The organism is Bifidobacterium sp. ESL0745, assembly GCF_029433335.1.
Taxonomy (GTDB): domain Bacteria; phylum Actinomycetota; class Actinomycetes; order Actinomycetales; family Bifidobacteriaceae; genus Bifidobacterium.
In genome coordinates this window covers 1330642-1345854 of record NZ_JAQTHX010000001.1, presented here as the reverse complement: position 1 = coordinate 1345854, position 15213 = coordinate 1330642, and the positions used below count along the sequence as shown (strand labels likewise).

The window sequence follows — 15213 nt, the reverse complement described above, 5'->3', positions numbered from 1 at the left end:
CAATGTTGGTATCTAATTTAGGCATGTAAGTTCGAAGTCCTCAGCATCGACGATGTAAGAAATGCAAGCGATTGGGCCTAAAATCGTGATAGACCAGAGCAGATTTTCCCAGAATGAATCAGCGTTGATTGAAGCGGAAAGAAAACAGGAAAATACGGCGATGATGAGTGGACAGATAATGAGTCCCGTCTGAGCTCCTATCCCACTGCCCCAAAAGCCTTCTTGACGATGGACTGCCATCATACATGCTGTACAAAGGGCAAATATCAAGCCGATTCCCGCGCATAGAATCAATTCCTTTACGCCCAAGCCTTCGAGTGTTTGGGTTTTCTCGGTGGATGCTGTTCTTTGCGCGTCTGGTAAGCACATCCGTGTGGCAGCTATAGATAATGGGTATATAGTAATCGCCCAAATGATAATGGCGTAAACGAATATTTTGGTTGTCGAGGTAAACCGGTAAAAATCCCTTCCTGAAGATTTGCTTTTCATAAAATTATACGAACTGCCATCTTCCCAATATTCGCTGTCATATCGATCCCATAGGAATGCGCCAAATGCCAAGATTGATAATGTAACAGCTATCCAAGTAATGGGTACCGGCCATATGGCCACTAAAAGATAAATGAGATCGGCGGCGATGACTAGTACTATTCGAATAGATACCGTTCTAGGTAGCCCTACTATACAGGAGATGAGTATAGCCATCAGTGCAACTGTTTCGGGAAGATTGTTAGCGGCTACGGTATTGATTGGAACATCCATGAACCTCGGCCAGGTTTTGATTCCCAATTCCGGAAGATTATTAATCACCATGGCGCATCCGAGTACCAGCAAGCTCAGCAATGACAAGATGATGGGAATAAAACTGTACTTTGGTTGATGTAATGCGTTTGATGAAGTTTCGGGTTGTTTCGAAGCTGATTCAGAATGGGTGGTGGATGGGGGGAATGAAGGCGGTTTCGATGTTGCGTTTGAAGTTGATCCAGATGATGAAGTTGTAGTAGTGGTTGTTTGTTGCACCTGCTTGCCTGACGCTGGTGTCTTAGTGGCTGCCGTCGTGGAAATTTGCGTTGGCTGTGGTTGCGCCTGTTCGTTTGACGCCGTAGCTTCGGTATCAGGTTTGTCCGTAGTATTGTTTGCAGGCTCGTTTTCTGCAATCAATTTCCCTATTTTTTCCTGTAGTTCATGGCTTTTCTCTATTAATTCTTCTCGTGTGTGCGATTCCAAATCGGAATCGGTTTGAATATTGTCTGTATTACGGCTATCGCGGAGGATTTGTTCTGCCTTAAGGAGCTTCTGTTTGATTGCAGGGTATGCGGCATCAAGCGCTGGATATTTGGCAGCGAGTGCCGGATATACATCATTGATCGCAGCGCCATAATCGTTGTTGAGGAGGTTGATCCAAGTAAGCGAATGGTCAAAGAAATCGCCACATGCTAGGCAGAGTGTGCTGAGTGTCGAACCTAATTCACTGAATGCTAAACTACGGGGAATGACGCCAGATTCACGCATTAGGTGTGCCTGATCGATGAGAGTGTCGATCCAATCATCAGGGAGTTTTTGGATAGGCGTGCCTGGAACGACTACGCTGAATGAAGTGTTGTCTATGACTGCGGCGAGAAGATGATCTTCGTCTGGCAGCTGCTTAACGGCATCGTTGACTTGTTTTTGCACCCGATCTGAGCTATTTTCAGCCGCAAAAAGGGAGTCAACCAGTAGTATTTGAATGCTCATATCGTGTCGACTCCTTTCTTGTTGGTGGGTGATTTAACGGCAATTGTTGGTAAATTCATCGTATAAATCGGTTATTGATGGCCTGTTCTGTGGATAATCGTTAAACGCCTGAAAGACCATGTCGACAAATGATTCCGAATAGGCACTGAATTGATTGGAAAAGACGTTTCTCATCCTTTCCATCTCGTCGGGATGATCATACTGGGTTCGAAATACGTGGTCTTCCGAATCGGAGAGTCGCAGTATGAGTAGGGCTAATTTCCAAACATCCGTTTGAGTGGTGGGGTATCGTCCTTTTGCTGAACACTCTGCTTCTGTGGAATCGTTGGGATCGCCATGTTCCGGAGGTATCCACTTAGGTGTTTCACGTTGTGGCATCGCGGGTCCACTGTCTATGAAACGGGTGGTGTCGACTTCTATGAAATGGATTCTGGCTCGTGCCTGTCGTGATTCATTGGGATTGGGTACGTATGCAAGGATGTTTCTGGAACTGAGATCGCCGATGATCAGGCCGTTCGTATGCATGGTATTGACATACGTCAGAGCGTTGAAAGTGAAATTGGTTTTGTCTTCACAGCTCAGTGGAAAGTAGTGGCAGAGTTTAAACTTCTGTATAGCTTCGGTACTACGAAGCCATGATGACAGTCCGGCAGTTGTTGTGTACTCCTTTTCATCCAATTTGCAGGGCTTGGCTGGTTGATTGTAATTATCGAGATTGACGTCTGGCATGAGGAAGCCGGTGCAGGCATGACCTCGATACACTGCGGCTATAGGCCAAGCGCTGTATTCGTCCAATATGTCACGAATCGGCTGAGAAGCTGTACGATACAGATTGATAAGGCGATTCAGATGCAGTGCTGTTGAAGATTCGTGGCCTAATATATCTCCTGTTATTTCTCCTGTTGTTTTTTCTGTTGTTTCGCTTTGTTCTATTAGATACTGTTTGTACAGGATGATGGGGAAAGCGTCGAGTCTTTTCCATGTCTTGATGCGCTCGCCTTGAGTTGTCGGAGGAATAAAATCTAACTCTTGCAAGCGATCAAGGCGGTAGAGTTTGCCTTGACTTCCTCTTTTCCCGAGATCAGTGGAGGCGGAAAGCACGCTTTCCTCCGTGATTTTCAGCACCATATCGCTACTATGCTCCTGTCGTCTCCCGAACAGTCCGTCACGTATTGAATGGTTTGCAGAAGTTCCGGCTGCGTGATCGGATTATCGGCGCTATGACTGATGAGTTGATGGTAAAGATAGCGGGCCTCCTTGGTATTTCCTTCTTTCATATCCTCGTCGATCCCGTCGCTGGTGAGCATGATGCACTCACCGGTTTTTGCCGGTGAAGGCTTAACGATGTGGGGGAATCCTTCTGGGGGTTCTTCTGGCAAAGCGCCGACTGTATTGAAGTCAGCATCCTTGAGTTTCCATATTTCACCGATGAGCTCAACTTCTGGGTGCGATTTCGGTCGGTGCAGGATGTATCCTGCACCATCACCGGCGAGAGTTGCCCTTATGAATGGCACCTCTCCGTGTTTTCCTCTTTGGGTATCCACCACAAGCACTTCACACGTGGTGCCTATGCGGAATGCCATGAGATCGCGGCTGGGGAAGTCATTTTGTTTGGATAAGTAGTATCCACCTAAACCATTGCAAACATACTCGAAGACCTCCTCCCAATTGATGTTGCTCATTTCGGTGGAGGAGTCCAATTGCGATTGCACGTCCGAAAGAGCAAATTTCACAGCTTCCTGAGCGCCGTAAGATGAGGAATCTGCAGCAGAGACCCCGTCGGCTATCGACGCGACGATGTAGCGATGATTGCAGGCGGTTGAAAAGGCGATGGCATCTTCCCGAACTTTTGCTACTTGGCGTTCCCTTGAACCGAAATGGTTGAACCCTCTTGTTGCTGCGGCGCCTACAATAAGACCGTTGATGTTAACTACGTCTACGACTGATCCCATCATGTCACGTTGCTGGTTTTCCTCATACGCTTCATGTGGAATCCAACGAACATAGCTGTTGTCGTTTTTTTGATCCTTTGTCCCCAGAAAGGCGGCGCCTTTTCTAAACCCCGATTCCACTTGCGGGTATTGATTGGAAGATGTTGCTGGAATATCGTGGCTGGAAACAGTTGCAGAGGCTTCATGGTCGATATCGGGTTTCGACATCCCATTGTCTGACGGTTTATCTACTTTTTCCACCGTGCGTGGCGTATGGGCTTCTTTGTTTATTTCTTTGGGGGGTGAAGAAGGTGGAGGCGGCATAAGACTAGCCTTTGAGGAAGTAGCGGAATTTATTGTTGGCGTTGCAGGAAACTCAGCTGATTGGCCTTTTACGGACGATACAAGTTGTGCCAGTCCTGCATCTCCCGTGCTTGTGGTGTCGAGCATCTCTTTAGATGGTTCTTCGACTCGGTTTTCAAAGGCATCTCCATTGGCGGCGTGTTTCGTTTGTTGAGTATCGCCGGAATCAATGGGTTCTTTTGCCATTGGATCTTTGACTTCGCTAGGAGCTACAGCTGTGTCGTGGTTTTCTTTATGTCGTTTATGGTTTCCAATTGTCATTTCACGGCTCCAAAACCATTCTTTGCCGGTACACCGTCGAAACCGCCGGCATTGATGACTTTTCTTTGATCGAATGCTCTTTCGGCTACTTCACCTAGGTCGATACCATATATTGCCGATCTTGTGGCTGACTCGACGATAAGGCTTATAAATTTGGCCAACTGTGCTCTTGCCTGTGCTTCCCCGCCTTCAGGGGCTACGGTCCGACCGTGTTTGCCGCAATGGTATTGTTCGAGTATCGTACGGGCTTCTTGATCCAGCCCCAAACCCAAGGCGAAAAAGTTTACATTGGACCGATTTGAATACTCCAGCACTCTGTTCCAAGCGGCATCTCGCTGCTCTGCGGTTTCGGCGGGATGGTCGTCGATTGTTCCACCTGGCTGTCCGTCGGTTATAAAGAACACCACTGGGTCAACATGCTTGGCTCCTCTGCTTTTTTCCAATCTTGCAAGACCTTCGTCATTGGCAGATAGCTCATCCGCGATTTTGTTGAAGGCCTCACCGTAGCAGGTCGCTCCGTCTGGGGTAAAGGTGAGCTCTTTTTCGAGCCCAGTCCAGTCCTGAAGATCCAGTAAAACATTTGCATGAGTGCTGAACGTCATAAGTTCAATCTGAAGATTATCGGCGAGTTCTGGTGTGGATTCACACTGTCTCACGATTTTTTCTATGATGCCATCGAGTTCTTTGATTGGTTCCCCTTCTTCTTCCCAACCCATAGATTGAGAGGTATCAAGGACGAGATAGATAGACATAAGTCCGGGGTCTGCCATTAGAGTTCCTTCCGCTGGTTACTGAGCACGTGATTATGGTTAAAGTCATTGATGATGCGAAATTTGGTTTCTTGATTATTCAAGGCCATGAATTATGCCGGGCAGGTGCGCACCAATGCGTTGAGGGCTTGTTTGTCCGTGTCGGTTGGGGTGTTTTTTACGAGATTGTAGCTAAGTGTATCTAGAGAATCCGTGTCTTTTAGACCAAGGGCTATTAATATTGCTGTAAAATATTCAGAACTAGCTTCAGTGCCTGGATTTTGCTGGATATATGTTGATGAAATATTGGAGCTTCTGTTATAAAAAGTCGCAATATCATTTCTATTGTCTGAGGCGTCTAATGTTTCAGCTATAGAGACTATGTTGTCTTCTTCGGTCTTTTTTTTCATGCTTTCGTCGTCGATAAATTTAAACTGCAACTGCGTCGTTAAAGGTTTGAATCGCTGTTTGCTCAATTCTGGAACCAGTTTGAATGTGATACCAGTGAAACTGCCTGTTGTATTGATTGCTTTGACTAGGTTTTCGCTTTCAGTCGGTGAAGGAGGGTCTGCGATAGAATATTCAATCGGTGCACAAGGATTAACAAGATATGGCTGTCCATTTTTCTTTATATTATTATAAGAAAATCCTTGTGGCAATTGGGTTTTGGTGGCATCACTGGTTGGTTCCAGAATGGGTTTTGGGGTAGGCTTTTTCGACATAGCGCTCGTAGTGACGAAGACCGGTCGAATCGCATTTTGGATGACGCTGTCGAAGGACTGCAATTTGGCTACGATGAGGGCGACAATGGCCACGACGGCGGCAGCGGTAACCAAGATACGATACTTGCTGTATGAGTTCATCTTTCACCTTCTTCTGCCGCACTGCACAAGTGAAATTACAACTAAAGTATTTCATGAGGCGCAGATATTTTCGACTAAAAACAGAGGCCGAGATTCGGTGTCTCTCCTCTCGGATTCTGTACTATATTGAGTAGTCAGTAATCTACATTCTTGGAGAAGAACATGAGCATGCGGCCGATGACGGATAATGAAGCGAATGGTGCACCACAGAGTGGTGGCGGAAACGGGTTGGCAGATCAATCCGAGCAGGGCATCGACGATGTCAAAAACCGTGCCGCCTTCGAAAAGGCGCTCAAAAACGGCGAAAATCCGCTGAAAGTCGCCGGCGTCAAGCGCTGGGAAGACGAAGTCGGCGTCAGCCGTATCGTCAATCGTCGCGTCTTCGAGCTGGAGCCGCTGCCGACCCCGGCCGACGTCCTGTCGAGCATGCCGCTGAGTGCCGAGGCGACGGATCTGGTTGTCCGCTCCCGTGACGAGATCCGCAATTGCCTCTATGGCAAGGATGACCGGTTACTGGTCATCGTTGGTCCGTGTTCCGTCCACGACCCCGATGCGGCGCTCGATTACGCGCATCGTCTCGCCAAAATGAAGGACGAGCTTGGCGACCGTCTCCTGATTGTCATGCGTGTTTACTTCGAGAAGCCGCGTACCACCGTAGGGTGGAAGGGGCTGATCAACGATCCTGACATCGATGGCAGCCACAACATCAAAAAGGGCCTGCTGCTCGCTCGCAAGACGCTGCTCGGCGTGCTTGATCAAGGGGTCGCGGCGGCCACGGAGTTTCTGGAGCCTACCAGCCCGCAATACATTTCGGACGCGATAAGCTGGGGTGCCATCGGCGCTCGCAATACCGAATCGCAGATCCACCGGCAACTGGCCAGCGGCATGTCGATGCCGATCGGCTTTAAAAACGCCACCGACGGTTCGGTCAAGGCTGCCATCGACGGGTGCTATACTGCCACGCAGCAGCACACATTCTTTGGCATCGACCATCTTGGCCGGGCCAGCGCCGTCGAGACGCTGGGCAACCCCGATTGCCACGTCGTCCTGCGCGGTTCTTCACATGGACCCAATTACGACACCGCTTCGGTGCAGGCGGCAATGCAATCGATTCGCAGTGAGATGCCGGCGGATTCCGCCGCCTGCCACGGACTTGTCATCGATTGTTCCCATGGCAATTCCGGCAAGGACGAGATTCGACAGGCGCAGGTCACGCGCGAGTTGGCCGGTCGCATCGCCACCGGCGAGCCCGATATCACGGGGCTGATGATGGAAAGCTTCATCGCCGGCGGCAACCAGCCAGCCGCCCCGCTTTCGCAGCTTGAATATGGCAAATCGATCACCGACAAGTGCATCGCCTGGCCCGAAACGGAACGTCTTCTGCGCGAGCTCGCCAACGCGGTCGACGTCCGTCGTAGTGCGTGAAGTATTCGCTCACATATATGAAAACGGATTGCCGATTTGCGTCAATGGCGTTAATAGCAAGTGGGCTTCAGTCTTTACGCGTAGTCAGAAGCCGCAGTCAGGACCAGTGGCCCGTATAATCTTAGAATCCAAAAGTCGCCGCAGAAATGAGGAAATATCAATATGAAGACCATCGCCATCATCGGAGCCATGGAAGAGGAAGTCGCGCTGATTGCCAAGTCGCTGAACGGCGTCAAGCACAACAAGGCGGCAAGCCTCGATGTAAACGTCGGCACGCTCACCTCCAAGTCCGGCGAGCAGATCGCCGTCGCCGCGACGGTCGGTGGCATGGGTCTGGTGAACGCCGCCGCCACCACACAGTTCCTTGTTGATGGTTATCATCCCGACGCAATTATCTTCTCCGGCATCGCCGGTTCGCTCAACAAGTCCATGCATGTCAACGACGTGGTGTTGGGCGGCACCCTGCGTTACCTCGATTCCGACATGCGCATGATCGCCCAGTGGAAGCCGGAAACCGACGAATTCCACAGTGACCGCCACCTGCTTGACGTGGCCGAGGCCGCGCTTGACGAGTTGGGCATCCACCACATGACCGGCATCATCGCTTCCGGCAACAATTTCATCGGCACTCCTGAAGCCGCCGCTGTGGTCGCCGAACAGACGCACGCCGACGCGGTGGAGATGGAGGGCGCGGCCGTGGCCCATGTCGCCGCCCGCAACGACGTACCCGCGCTGGTCATTCGTGCGCTTTCCGACGAGGCCGACACCTCCTACGAGCAGTTCCATGAGTTCGACATTTCCGAATATGCCGATACCGCCGCACGTATTGCCGTCGACATCGTCACCCGCCTCTAAAGCCTTTAACTTCTGAGCGTTAGGACGCTTGGACGTGTGGGCTTTTGAAAGCGTTCAGCCTTCTGAACTTCTGGGCGTTCGAATCCGCGCACGCCTCAAAACGTCAGCCCCGTCGCCGTTCCGCTTTTCGCCCAATGAGAAACGAAACGGTGGCGGGGTATTGCTTTTGGAACCTTTCCGTCATAAAAGGTCGGCATTGTGTGCAGGAAGCGGTCGGTTCTGCTCAAAAAATTTGGTCGGCAATGTCGAACGATAAAAAATAACATATTGACACTATTTATGAGGATGCATCTATCGTTAGCAGCGGGAAAGGTCGGTTTTCGGCTTCGGGCATGGTCGGAGGCCTGATTCCCGATTGGTCGGCGTTCCGGCAGGACAGGTCATGTAAATAATCGGGAAGTGTCTAGTGGCTGACGGCATACTATCTGTCATAATAAAACCGTGACCAACATCATGCACAGCACTTCCTTGAAGCGCCTCATCGCCGTTTTTTCGTCGTTGGCGATGATGGCCACACTCACGGCCTGTGGCGATAATGTCAGCCCAACCGATTCCGCCAATGGTTCCAAACACAAGGCGACCGGGGTATCCGGTGAATTCCACGGTGCCGGGGCATCTTCCCAGCAAGGGGCGGTGGAAGCCTGGATCGCCACGTATCAAGGCAGGAACCGCAACACGAAAATTGCCTATAACCCTTCCGGCTCCGGGGCAGGGGTCAGCACGTTTCTGACCGGCGCCATCGCTTGGGCGGGGACCGATGCACCGCTCAACGACCAGCAGGTCGAGCAGTCCAAAGCCGTCTGCAAGTCCGGCACCGCATTCGACGTTCCCGTTTACGTTTCCCCGATAGCAGTGACTTTCAATCTCAAGGGGATTTCCGGGCAGGGCAGGCATCTGAACATGGATGCCAGTGTCATCGCCCGCATTTTCGATGGAAAAATCACCCAATGGGATGACGATGCCATCAAGGCGCAAAATCCCAAGGTCGACCTCCCGGCCACGCCGATCACCGTGGTTCACCGCTCCGACAAATCCGGCACCACCAACAATTTCACGTCGTACCTCAAAGCCGCCGCACCAAACGATTGGCCTCACGATCCGCAGGAAAACTGGCCGAATGAGGTCGGTCAGGCCGCCAAAGGCACCGATGGCGTGGTCAGCAGCATCGGTCAGGCCGACGGCACCATCGGTTACGCCGACGTGGCCAAGGCCGGCAATTCTGGTACCGTTGCGGTGAAGGTGGGTCCCGATTACGTTGCGCCCGCAGCCGACGCCGCCGCGAAAACGGTCAATGCCTCGCCGTTACGTCCGATGCCAAAGGGCAGCGACAGGGTGGTGGTTGACGTCGATTACGCTACGGATGCCGCTGGCGATTACCCGATCGTCTCGTCCTCCTACGCCGTGGCGTGCCCCGCCTACAAGGACGCGAAAACCGGCCAGTTTGTGCGTGACTGGTTGGGATATGTCTTGAGCAACAGCGGACAGAAAGTGGCCGCTGAAAACACCGGTTCGGCACCTTTGGGCGGCATGCTCACGCAGGAAGCCTTGAAATCCGTGAATGCCATACAGGAAAGATAACATAACCGACTTTTATTCCATTTCTCTCTGGAACACCAACAGGGCTGCAAATATTGCCGGGGTGGCTCGGCAAGGCTTTGCTCCAAACGTAAGGAAAGGTGTGACGATGACATCAACAAGTGGCGGTGCCGGTCAAGCCATACCGATGGCTGTGTCGCGCTCGTTCACGGGTTCGGGCGTGTCGGCAGATGGCGGGAACATTCGTGAACGTAGTGACTGCCGCGATCAGACTAGTCGTGATTCCGACAGTATGCAGGGTATTTCCGGCGCTGCCCACGAAAGCGAGGGCAATGGCAATGGTGTCGGTAGCGACACCGGCAACAGCGGGGTCGTCGGCGCTGGTGGTGAAGGAAGTCACAACGATGCTTTCACACAGCCAAACGCGAAAGCCGGCCGCCATAGTCAGGACAAGATTTTCCACGCTGTGGCCCTGTGTTCCGGAGCGCTGATTCTGGTGGCTCTGGGTGCGGTGGTGCTCTTCCTGCTGCTGCGTGCCTGGCCGATTTTCGCCGGTCCGTACGCGCAGACTTCCGCTGTCTTCGCCTCCTTGAGCGGTGGCAAGGCGCATGGGTTCTGGCAATATGTCGGCCCCTTGGTTTTCGGTACGGTGGTGATTGCGGCGCTCGCGCTGGCAATCGCCTTTTTTGTCGCCGTCGGTGTCGCCCTGTTCATCACGTTCTATGCCCGCAAGCGCATCCGTACCGTGCTCAATTATGTCGTCGACCTGCTGGCCGCGATTCCTTCCGTGATTTATGGGCTGTGGGGTGCGCTGGTGTTGGTTCCTGCGACGTACCCGTTTTGGAACTGGGTTTCCGTGCATTTGGGCTGGATTCCGCTGTTCGCCGGGCCCGCCGCGAACCCGCCGCGCACCGTAGCCAGCGCCGCGGTGATTTTGGCCATCATGATCATGCCGATCATCACCTCGATGACCCGTGACATCTTCGCGCAGACCCCGCGCCTCAACCAGGAGGCGGCGCTCGCGCTCGGGGCGACCAAATGGGAAATGATCAAGCTGACCGCCCTGCCGTTCGCCAAGTCCGGCATGGTCTCGGCCTCGATGCTGGCGCTCGGGCGTGCGCTGGGGGAGACCATGGCCGTGATGATGGTGCTTTCGCCGGGTATGACCTATTCGTGGCACTGGCTTCAGGCCTCGAAAAGCCAGACCATCGCCGCCAACATCGCCACGCAATATCCCGAGGCCGATTCACTCGGCGTCTCTGCGCTGATCGCCACCGGTTTGGTCCTCTTCGTCATCACGTTCGTGGTCAATCTGTTGGCCCGACGCATTACGCGGAAGGGAGGTGCGCGATGAGTTTGAAAACCAGTCCTTCTTCGGATTCCGGCAAGCGCGGTGTCGACGCCGAAGCCGAATTTGACGCCATACGTTCTTCTGAAGCGGCAGGCGGCAATATCCGCGAAAATCAGAACGCCGGAATCGTGGAGAATGCATCGGCCGATTCGGAAACGGTATCTTCGCAATCGGCTGGCTCGACCCCCGATTTCTCAAAGTTCAAGCCGTCGGAAGCGCTGCTCAAGCGGCGTGAATGGAAGAGTCGAATCATGGCCGGGATTATTGCGCTCGCGTTCGTCGTCGCGATGATTCCGCTGATTTCCTTGCTTTGGACCACCATTGCGTGCGGCGTCAAACGGCTTAATCTGAACTTCCTTGCCTACAACATGTCCGGCGTGATCGGCGGCATGCCGACGCCCAGCGGCGGCCATGGCGGCATCGAGCACGCCATCATCGGCACGCTGGAAGTCACGCTTGGCGCAATGCTGATTTCCGTGCCGGTCGGCCTGATGTGCGCGATTTATCTGACGGAATACGCGCGAGGCGGCAAGTTCGCCAAGGCCATTTCGCTGCTGGTCAACGTGATGAGCGGCATTCCCTCGATCGTCGCTGGCCTCTTTGCTTTCTCACTGTTCGCGATTCTGATGGGACCGGGCATTTCCAACGGTTTCGAAGGTTCGGTCGCGCTTTCGATTCTGATGATTCCGACGGTTGTCAATTCCAGCGTCGAAATGCTGCGAATCGTTCCCGACGACCTGCGCGAGGCCTCGTACGCGCTTGGCGTCACCAAATCCCGCACCATCGTCAAAGTTGTGCTGCGCACCGCACTGCCGGGCATCGTTTCCGGCGTCATCCTCGCCATCGCCCGCGTGATCGGCGAAACCGCGCCGCTTCTGATGACCGCCGGTTTCATCGTCACCACCAACTGGAACCTCTTTAGCGGTCAGATGACGACGCTGCCGGTTTTCGTCTACCAGGAATACAGCAAGATGTCGGTGACCTGCCCGGCGAGCGCCGGCCCCGGCTGCGTTGCGTCCATTCCCTCCGAACGTTCGTGGGCCGCAGCGCTGGTACTCATTGCCATCGTGCTGGTCCTGAACCTCATCGGCCGCCTGGTGCAGCACCTCTTCAGCGTGGAGGCGAAATGAGCAATATGTCGAATACTTCGTTGGTTTATCGTGCGGCCGCAGGATTACGGTCTGGTGGCTATTGGATAAGTGATCAAGCAATGAAAGTAATACAAATAATATAAACAAGCGATACGCAGGGGATAACGATTATCGCAACGAGATAGCAAAAACAACCAGTACAGCATTATCAAAACGTCATTAACAGAGAAAGCGGGTCATCATGGGGCAACGCATCGATGTCGAACATCTCAACGTCTATTACGGTGATTTTCTGGCCGTCCAGGACGTGAACATCAACATTCAGGCCAACAAGGTCACCGCCTTTATCGGCCCGTCCGGCTGCGGCAAATCCACGGTTTTGCGCACGCTCGACCGCATGCACGAGATCACTCCTGGCGCGCGCGTGGAAGGCAAGGTGCTACTCGACGGCAAAGATCTCTACGCCAAAGGCGTCGACCCGGTGGCCGTGCGCCGCGACGTCGGCATGGTCTTCCAGAAGGCCAACCCGTTCCCGACGATGTCCATCCGCGAGAACGTCTTGGCCGGCATCCGCCTCAACAACCGGCACATTTCCAAATCCGACGCCGACGATCTGGTGGAGTGGGCGTTGCGCGGGGCAAACCTCTGGAACGAAGTCAAGGACAGGCTTGACAAGCCAGGCATCGGACTTTCCGGCGGGCAGCAGCAGCGCCTGTGCATCGCCCGCGCAGTGGCCGTCCATCCGCAGGTGCTCCTGATGGACGAGCCGTGCTCCGCCCTCGATCCGATTTCGACCTTGGCCGTCGAAGACCTGATCGACGAGCTCAAGCATGACTACACCATCGTCATCGTCACCCACAACATGCAGCAGGCCGCCCGCGTGGCCGATTACACTGCTTTCTTCAACCTCAAGGCCGTCGGAAAGCCCGGCCATCTCGAGTATTTCGCCGATACCACCACGATGTTCAACAACCCGCAAAACGAGGAGGCCGAGCGCTACATCTCCGGTCGTTTCGGCTGAGTTCAGTTTGCGAAATTTTTAGTGCAAAAATCGCCAAACACACTAGAAAATTCATGGCTAGTGCCGGTGTTATGTTTGAGACGTCCGTGGAAACGCGGGCGAGTCGCAGCAACCTCCGTATCGTCAATTCATCTATCAACAGCTAGTGAAGTTCGTCGGTCTTGTCGTGTTGAACGCCATGAGCGCCGACCGCCCCCTTTTTGCAACCTCTGACTTGGCGGTGCTCAAACCAAGGAAGAGAGAACGATGGACAGGTTCTTCCATCTCAAGGAAAATCACACCAACGTATCCACTGAAATCACAGCGGGCATCACCACATTCTTCGCGATGAGCTATATCATCGTCGTCAACCCGCAAGTCCTGAGCACTACCGGCATGCCGTGGGGCGCCGTGTTCTTGGCCACTATCATCGCCTCCGTCGCCGGAACGCTCGTGATGGGCCTTTTCGCCAACGTTCCGTACGCGCAGTCCGCGAGCATGGGCTTGAACGCGTTCTTCGCCTACACCGTCTGCGCCGGGCTTGGGTTCACTTGGCAGGAAACATTGTGTATGACATTCCTGTGCGGCCTCATCAACATTCTGGTCACCGTCACCTCCATCCGTAAGCTCATCATCGCCTGCATCCCCGAATCCCTGCAACACGCCATCGGCGGCGGCATCGGTCTGTTCGTGATGTATGTCGGCATGTTGAACGTCGGTTTCATCTCCTTCACTCCCGGCGATCCGAAGGCCGCGGCCAAAGGCGGCCCGATCCACGCGACTCCTGGTCTCTCGACGCTCAACAATCCCGAGCTCTGGGTCTTCCTCATCGGCTTGGCCATCGCCATCGTGCTCACCCTGCTCAATGTGCGCGGCTCGCTCTTGATTTCGATCATCGCCGCCGCCATCATCGGCATCCCCTTCGGTGTGACCAGCATGAGCCATTCCGTCTCGATCGGCGCGACCTTCGCCCAGCTGCCCACCACCTTCCTCGCGATCTTCAGCCCGCAAGGTTTCCCGGCCCTGTTCGGCAACCTCGGCCGTTTGCCGCTCGTCATCGTCACCATTTTCGCCTTCTCGATGTCCGATATGTTCGACACCATCGGCACACTGGTCGGCACCGGCCGCAAGACCGGCATCTTCTCCGATCAGGACATCAAGAACATGGCCAACGGCCATGGCTTCAGCTCCAAGATGGACAAGGCGCTCTTCGCCGATTCCATCGCCACCTCCGTCGGCGGCCTTTTTGGCACCTCCAACATCACCACCTACGTCGAGTCCTCGGCCGGCATCGCCGCTGGCGGCCGCACTGGCCTGACCAGCGTGACGGTGGCCGTCTGCTTCATCATCTCGATGTTCCTCTCGCCGCTGGTCTCCGCGATTCCGTCCGCCGCGACAGCCGGCGTGCTCGTCGTGGTCGGCTGCATGATGGCCTCCAGCCTGAAGGAAGTCAACTGGGGCGACCTCGCCGAAGCCATCCCGGCGCTCTTCGCCTCGGTGTTCATGGCGCTTTCCTATTCGATCTCCTACGGCATCGCCGCCGGCTTCGTCATGTACTGCTTGGTCAAGATCTGCAAGGGCAAGGCTCGTGAAGTCCATCCGGTGATGTGGATCGTCACCGCCCTCTTCATTCTCGATTTCGCGCTTCAGGCCGTGCTCTAAGCGCTGGCCTAGACCGCTCGACGGGCTGGTTGTCTGACGGGCTGGTTGTCTGACGGTACGGTCGTTTGACCGTTCAGTCGTCGAGTTGCTCAGTCGTCCGGCTCTTTGATCGTATGCTTTTCGTCGCAGCTTATTGCCGGTTGCGACGAAAAGCACGTTTTGACCCCGTTTTTCGTGCTTTTGGTCGCAGTCTATTGTGGAACGCGACGAAAAGCACGTTTTGATCCCGTTTTTCGTGCTTTTGGTCGCGTTAGCGTCATAATCCAGTGAGAAAAAGCGCCAAAATCGCCACAAAAAGGTGCTTTTCTTCTCAATGAGGCCCTAAATCAGTGCGAAAAGCGTCATTCTGGTCCGTTTTTGGTGCTTTTCTCGCTGATTAGTGCGTGCGCGTG

Annotated in this window: 12 protein-coding genes; 7 read left to right on the top strand and 5 right to left on the bottom strand. The window is 53.8% G+C overall.

Features of this window, described 5'->3' with window-relative positions; all coding sequences use genetic code 11:
* Nucleotides 1-12: 12 nt before the first annotated feature.
* The 5 genes from PT275_RS05355 to PT275_RS05335 all read right to left on the bottom strand — a co-directional run bounded on the left by PT275_RS05355 (nt 13) and on the right by PT275_RS05335 (nt 5901).
* Nucleotides 13-1734 (bottom strand): hypothetical protein, encoded by a 1722-nt coding sequence (locus tag PT275_RS05355; protein WP_277153013.1) that lies wholly within the window; start codon nt 1732-1734, stop codon nt 13-15.
* 33 nt (nt 1735-1767) lie between these two features.
* Nucleotides 1768-2862 carry a hypothetical protein gene (locus tag PT275_RS05350; protein ID WP_277153011.1) on the bottom strand — a complete coding sequence of 365 codons (1095 nt, stop codon included), beginning with the start codon at nt 2860-2862 and terminating at the stop codon, nt 1768-1770.
* Nucleotides 2853-4289 (bottom strand): protein phosphatase 2C domain-containing protein, encoded by a 1437-nt coding sequence (locus tag PT275_RS05345; protein ID WP_277153008.1) that lies wholly within the window; start codon nt 4287-4289, stop codon nt 2853-2855. Before PT275_RS05345 ends, PT275_RS05350 begins: the two co-directional genes overlap by 10 nt.
* The gene (locus tag PT275_RS05340) at nt 4286-5059 is read right to left on the bottom strand and encodes a VWA domain-containing protein (RefSeq protein WP_277153006.1); all 774 of its coding nucleotides are present in this window, start codon (nt 5057-5059) and stop codon (nt 4286-4288) included. The genes PT275_RS05345 and PT275_RS05340 overlap by 4 nt, the downstream gene beginning before the upstream one ends.
* Nucleotides 5060-5151: 92 nt before the next feature.
* Nucleotides 5152-5901, bottom strand: a complete 750-nt coding sequence (locus tag PT275_RS05335; protein ID WP_277153004.1) for a hypothetical protein — start codon at nt 5899-5901, stop codon at nt 5152-5154.
* 177 nt (nt 5902-6078) lie between these two features.
* Between PT275_RS05335 and PT275_RS05330 the strand changes: the two genes are divergently transcribed.
* From PT275_RS05330 to PT275_RS05300, 7 genes are all read left to right on the top strand, one after another.
* A complete protein-coding gene (locus PT275_RS05330) occupies nt 6079-7326 on the top strand; it encodes a 3-deoxy-7-phosphoheptulonate synthase (protein WP_277153002.1) in 1248 nt (415 codons plus the stop codon).
* A 162-nt stretch (nt 7327-7488) separates the two neighbouring features.
* Nucleotides 7489-8181: a 5'-methylthioadenosine/S-adenosylhomocysteine nucleosidase gene (gene mtnN / locus PT275_RS05325; protein ID WP_277152999.1), complete on the top strand. Its 693-nt coding sequence runs from the start codon at nt 7489-7491 to the stop codon at nt 8179-8181.
* A 453-nt stretch (nt 8182-8634) separates the two neighbouring features.
* Nucleotides 8635-9759, top strand: a complete 1125-nt coding sequence (pstS, locus tag PT275_RS05320) for a phosphate ABC transporter substrate-binding protein PstS (RefSeq protein WP_277153675.1) — start codon at nt 8635-8637, stop codon at nt 9757-9759.
* 412 nt (nt 9760-10171) lie between these two features.
* Nucleotides 10172-11071, top strand: a complete 900-nt coding sequence (gene pstC, locus PT275_RS05315) for a phosphate ABC transporter permease subunit PstC (RefSeq protein ID WP_277153674.1) — start codon at nt 10172-10174, stop codon at nt 11069-11071.
* Nucleotides 11068-12198, top strand: a complete 1131-nt coding sequence (pstA, locus tag PT275_RS05310; RefSeq protein WP_277152997.1) for a phosphate ABC transporter permease PstA — start codon at nt 11068-11070, stop codon at nt 12196-12198. Before pstC ends, pstA begins: the two co-directional genes overlap by 4 nt.
* Nucleotides 12199-12400: 202 nt before the next feature.
* Nucleotides 12401-13180, top strand: a complete 780-nt coding sequence (gene pstB / locus PT275_RS05305) for a phosphate ABC transporter ATP-binding protein PstB (protein WP_277152994.1) — start codon at nt 12401-12403, stop codon at nt 13178-13180.
* Nucleotides 13181-13426: 246 nt separating this feature from the next.
* Entirely contained in the window at nt 13427-14821 is a 1395-nt protein-coding gene (locus tag PT275_RS05300; protein ID WP_277152992.1) for an NCS2 family permease, read from the top strand.
* Nucleotides 14822-15213 lie beyond the last annotated feature (392 nt).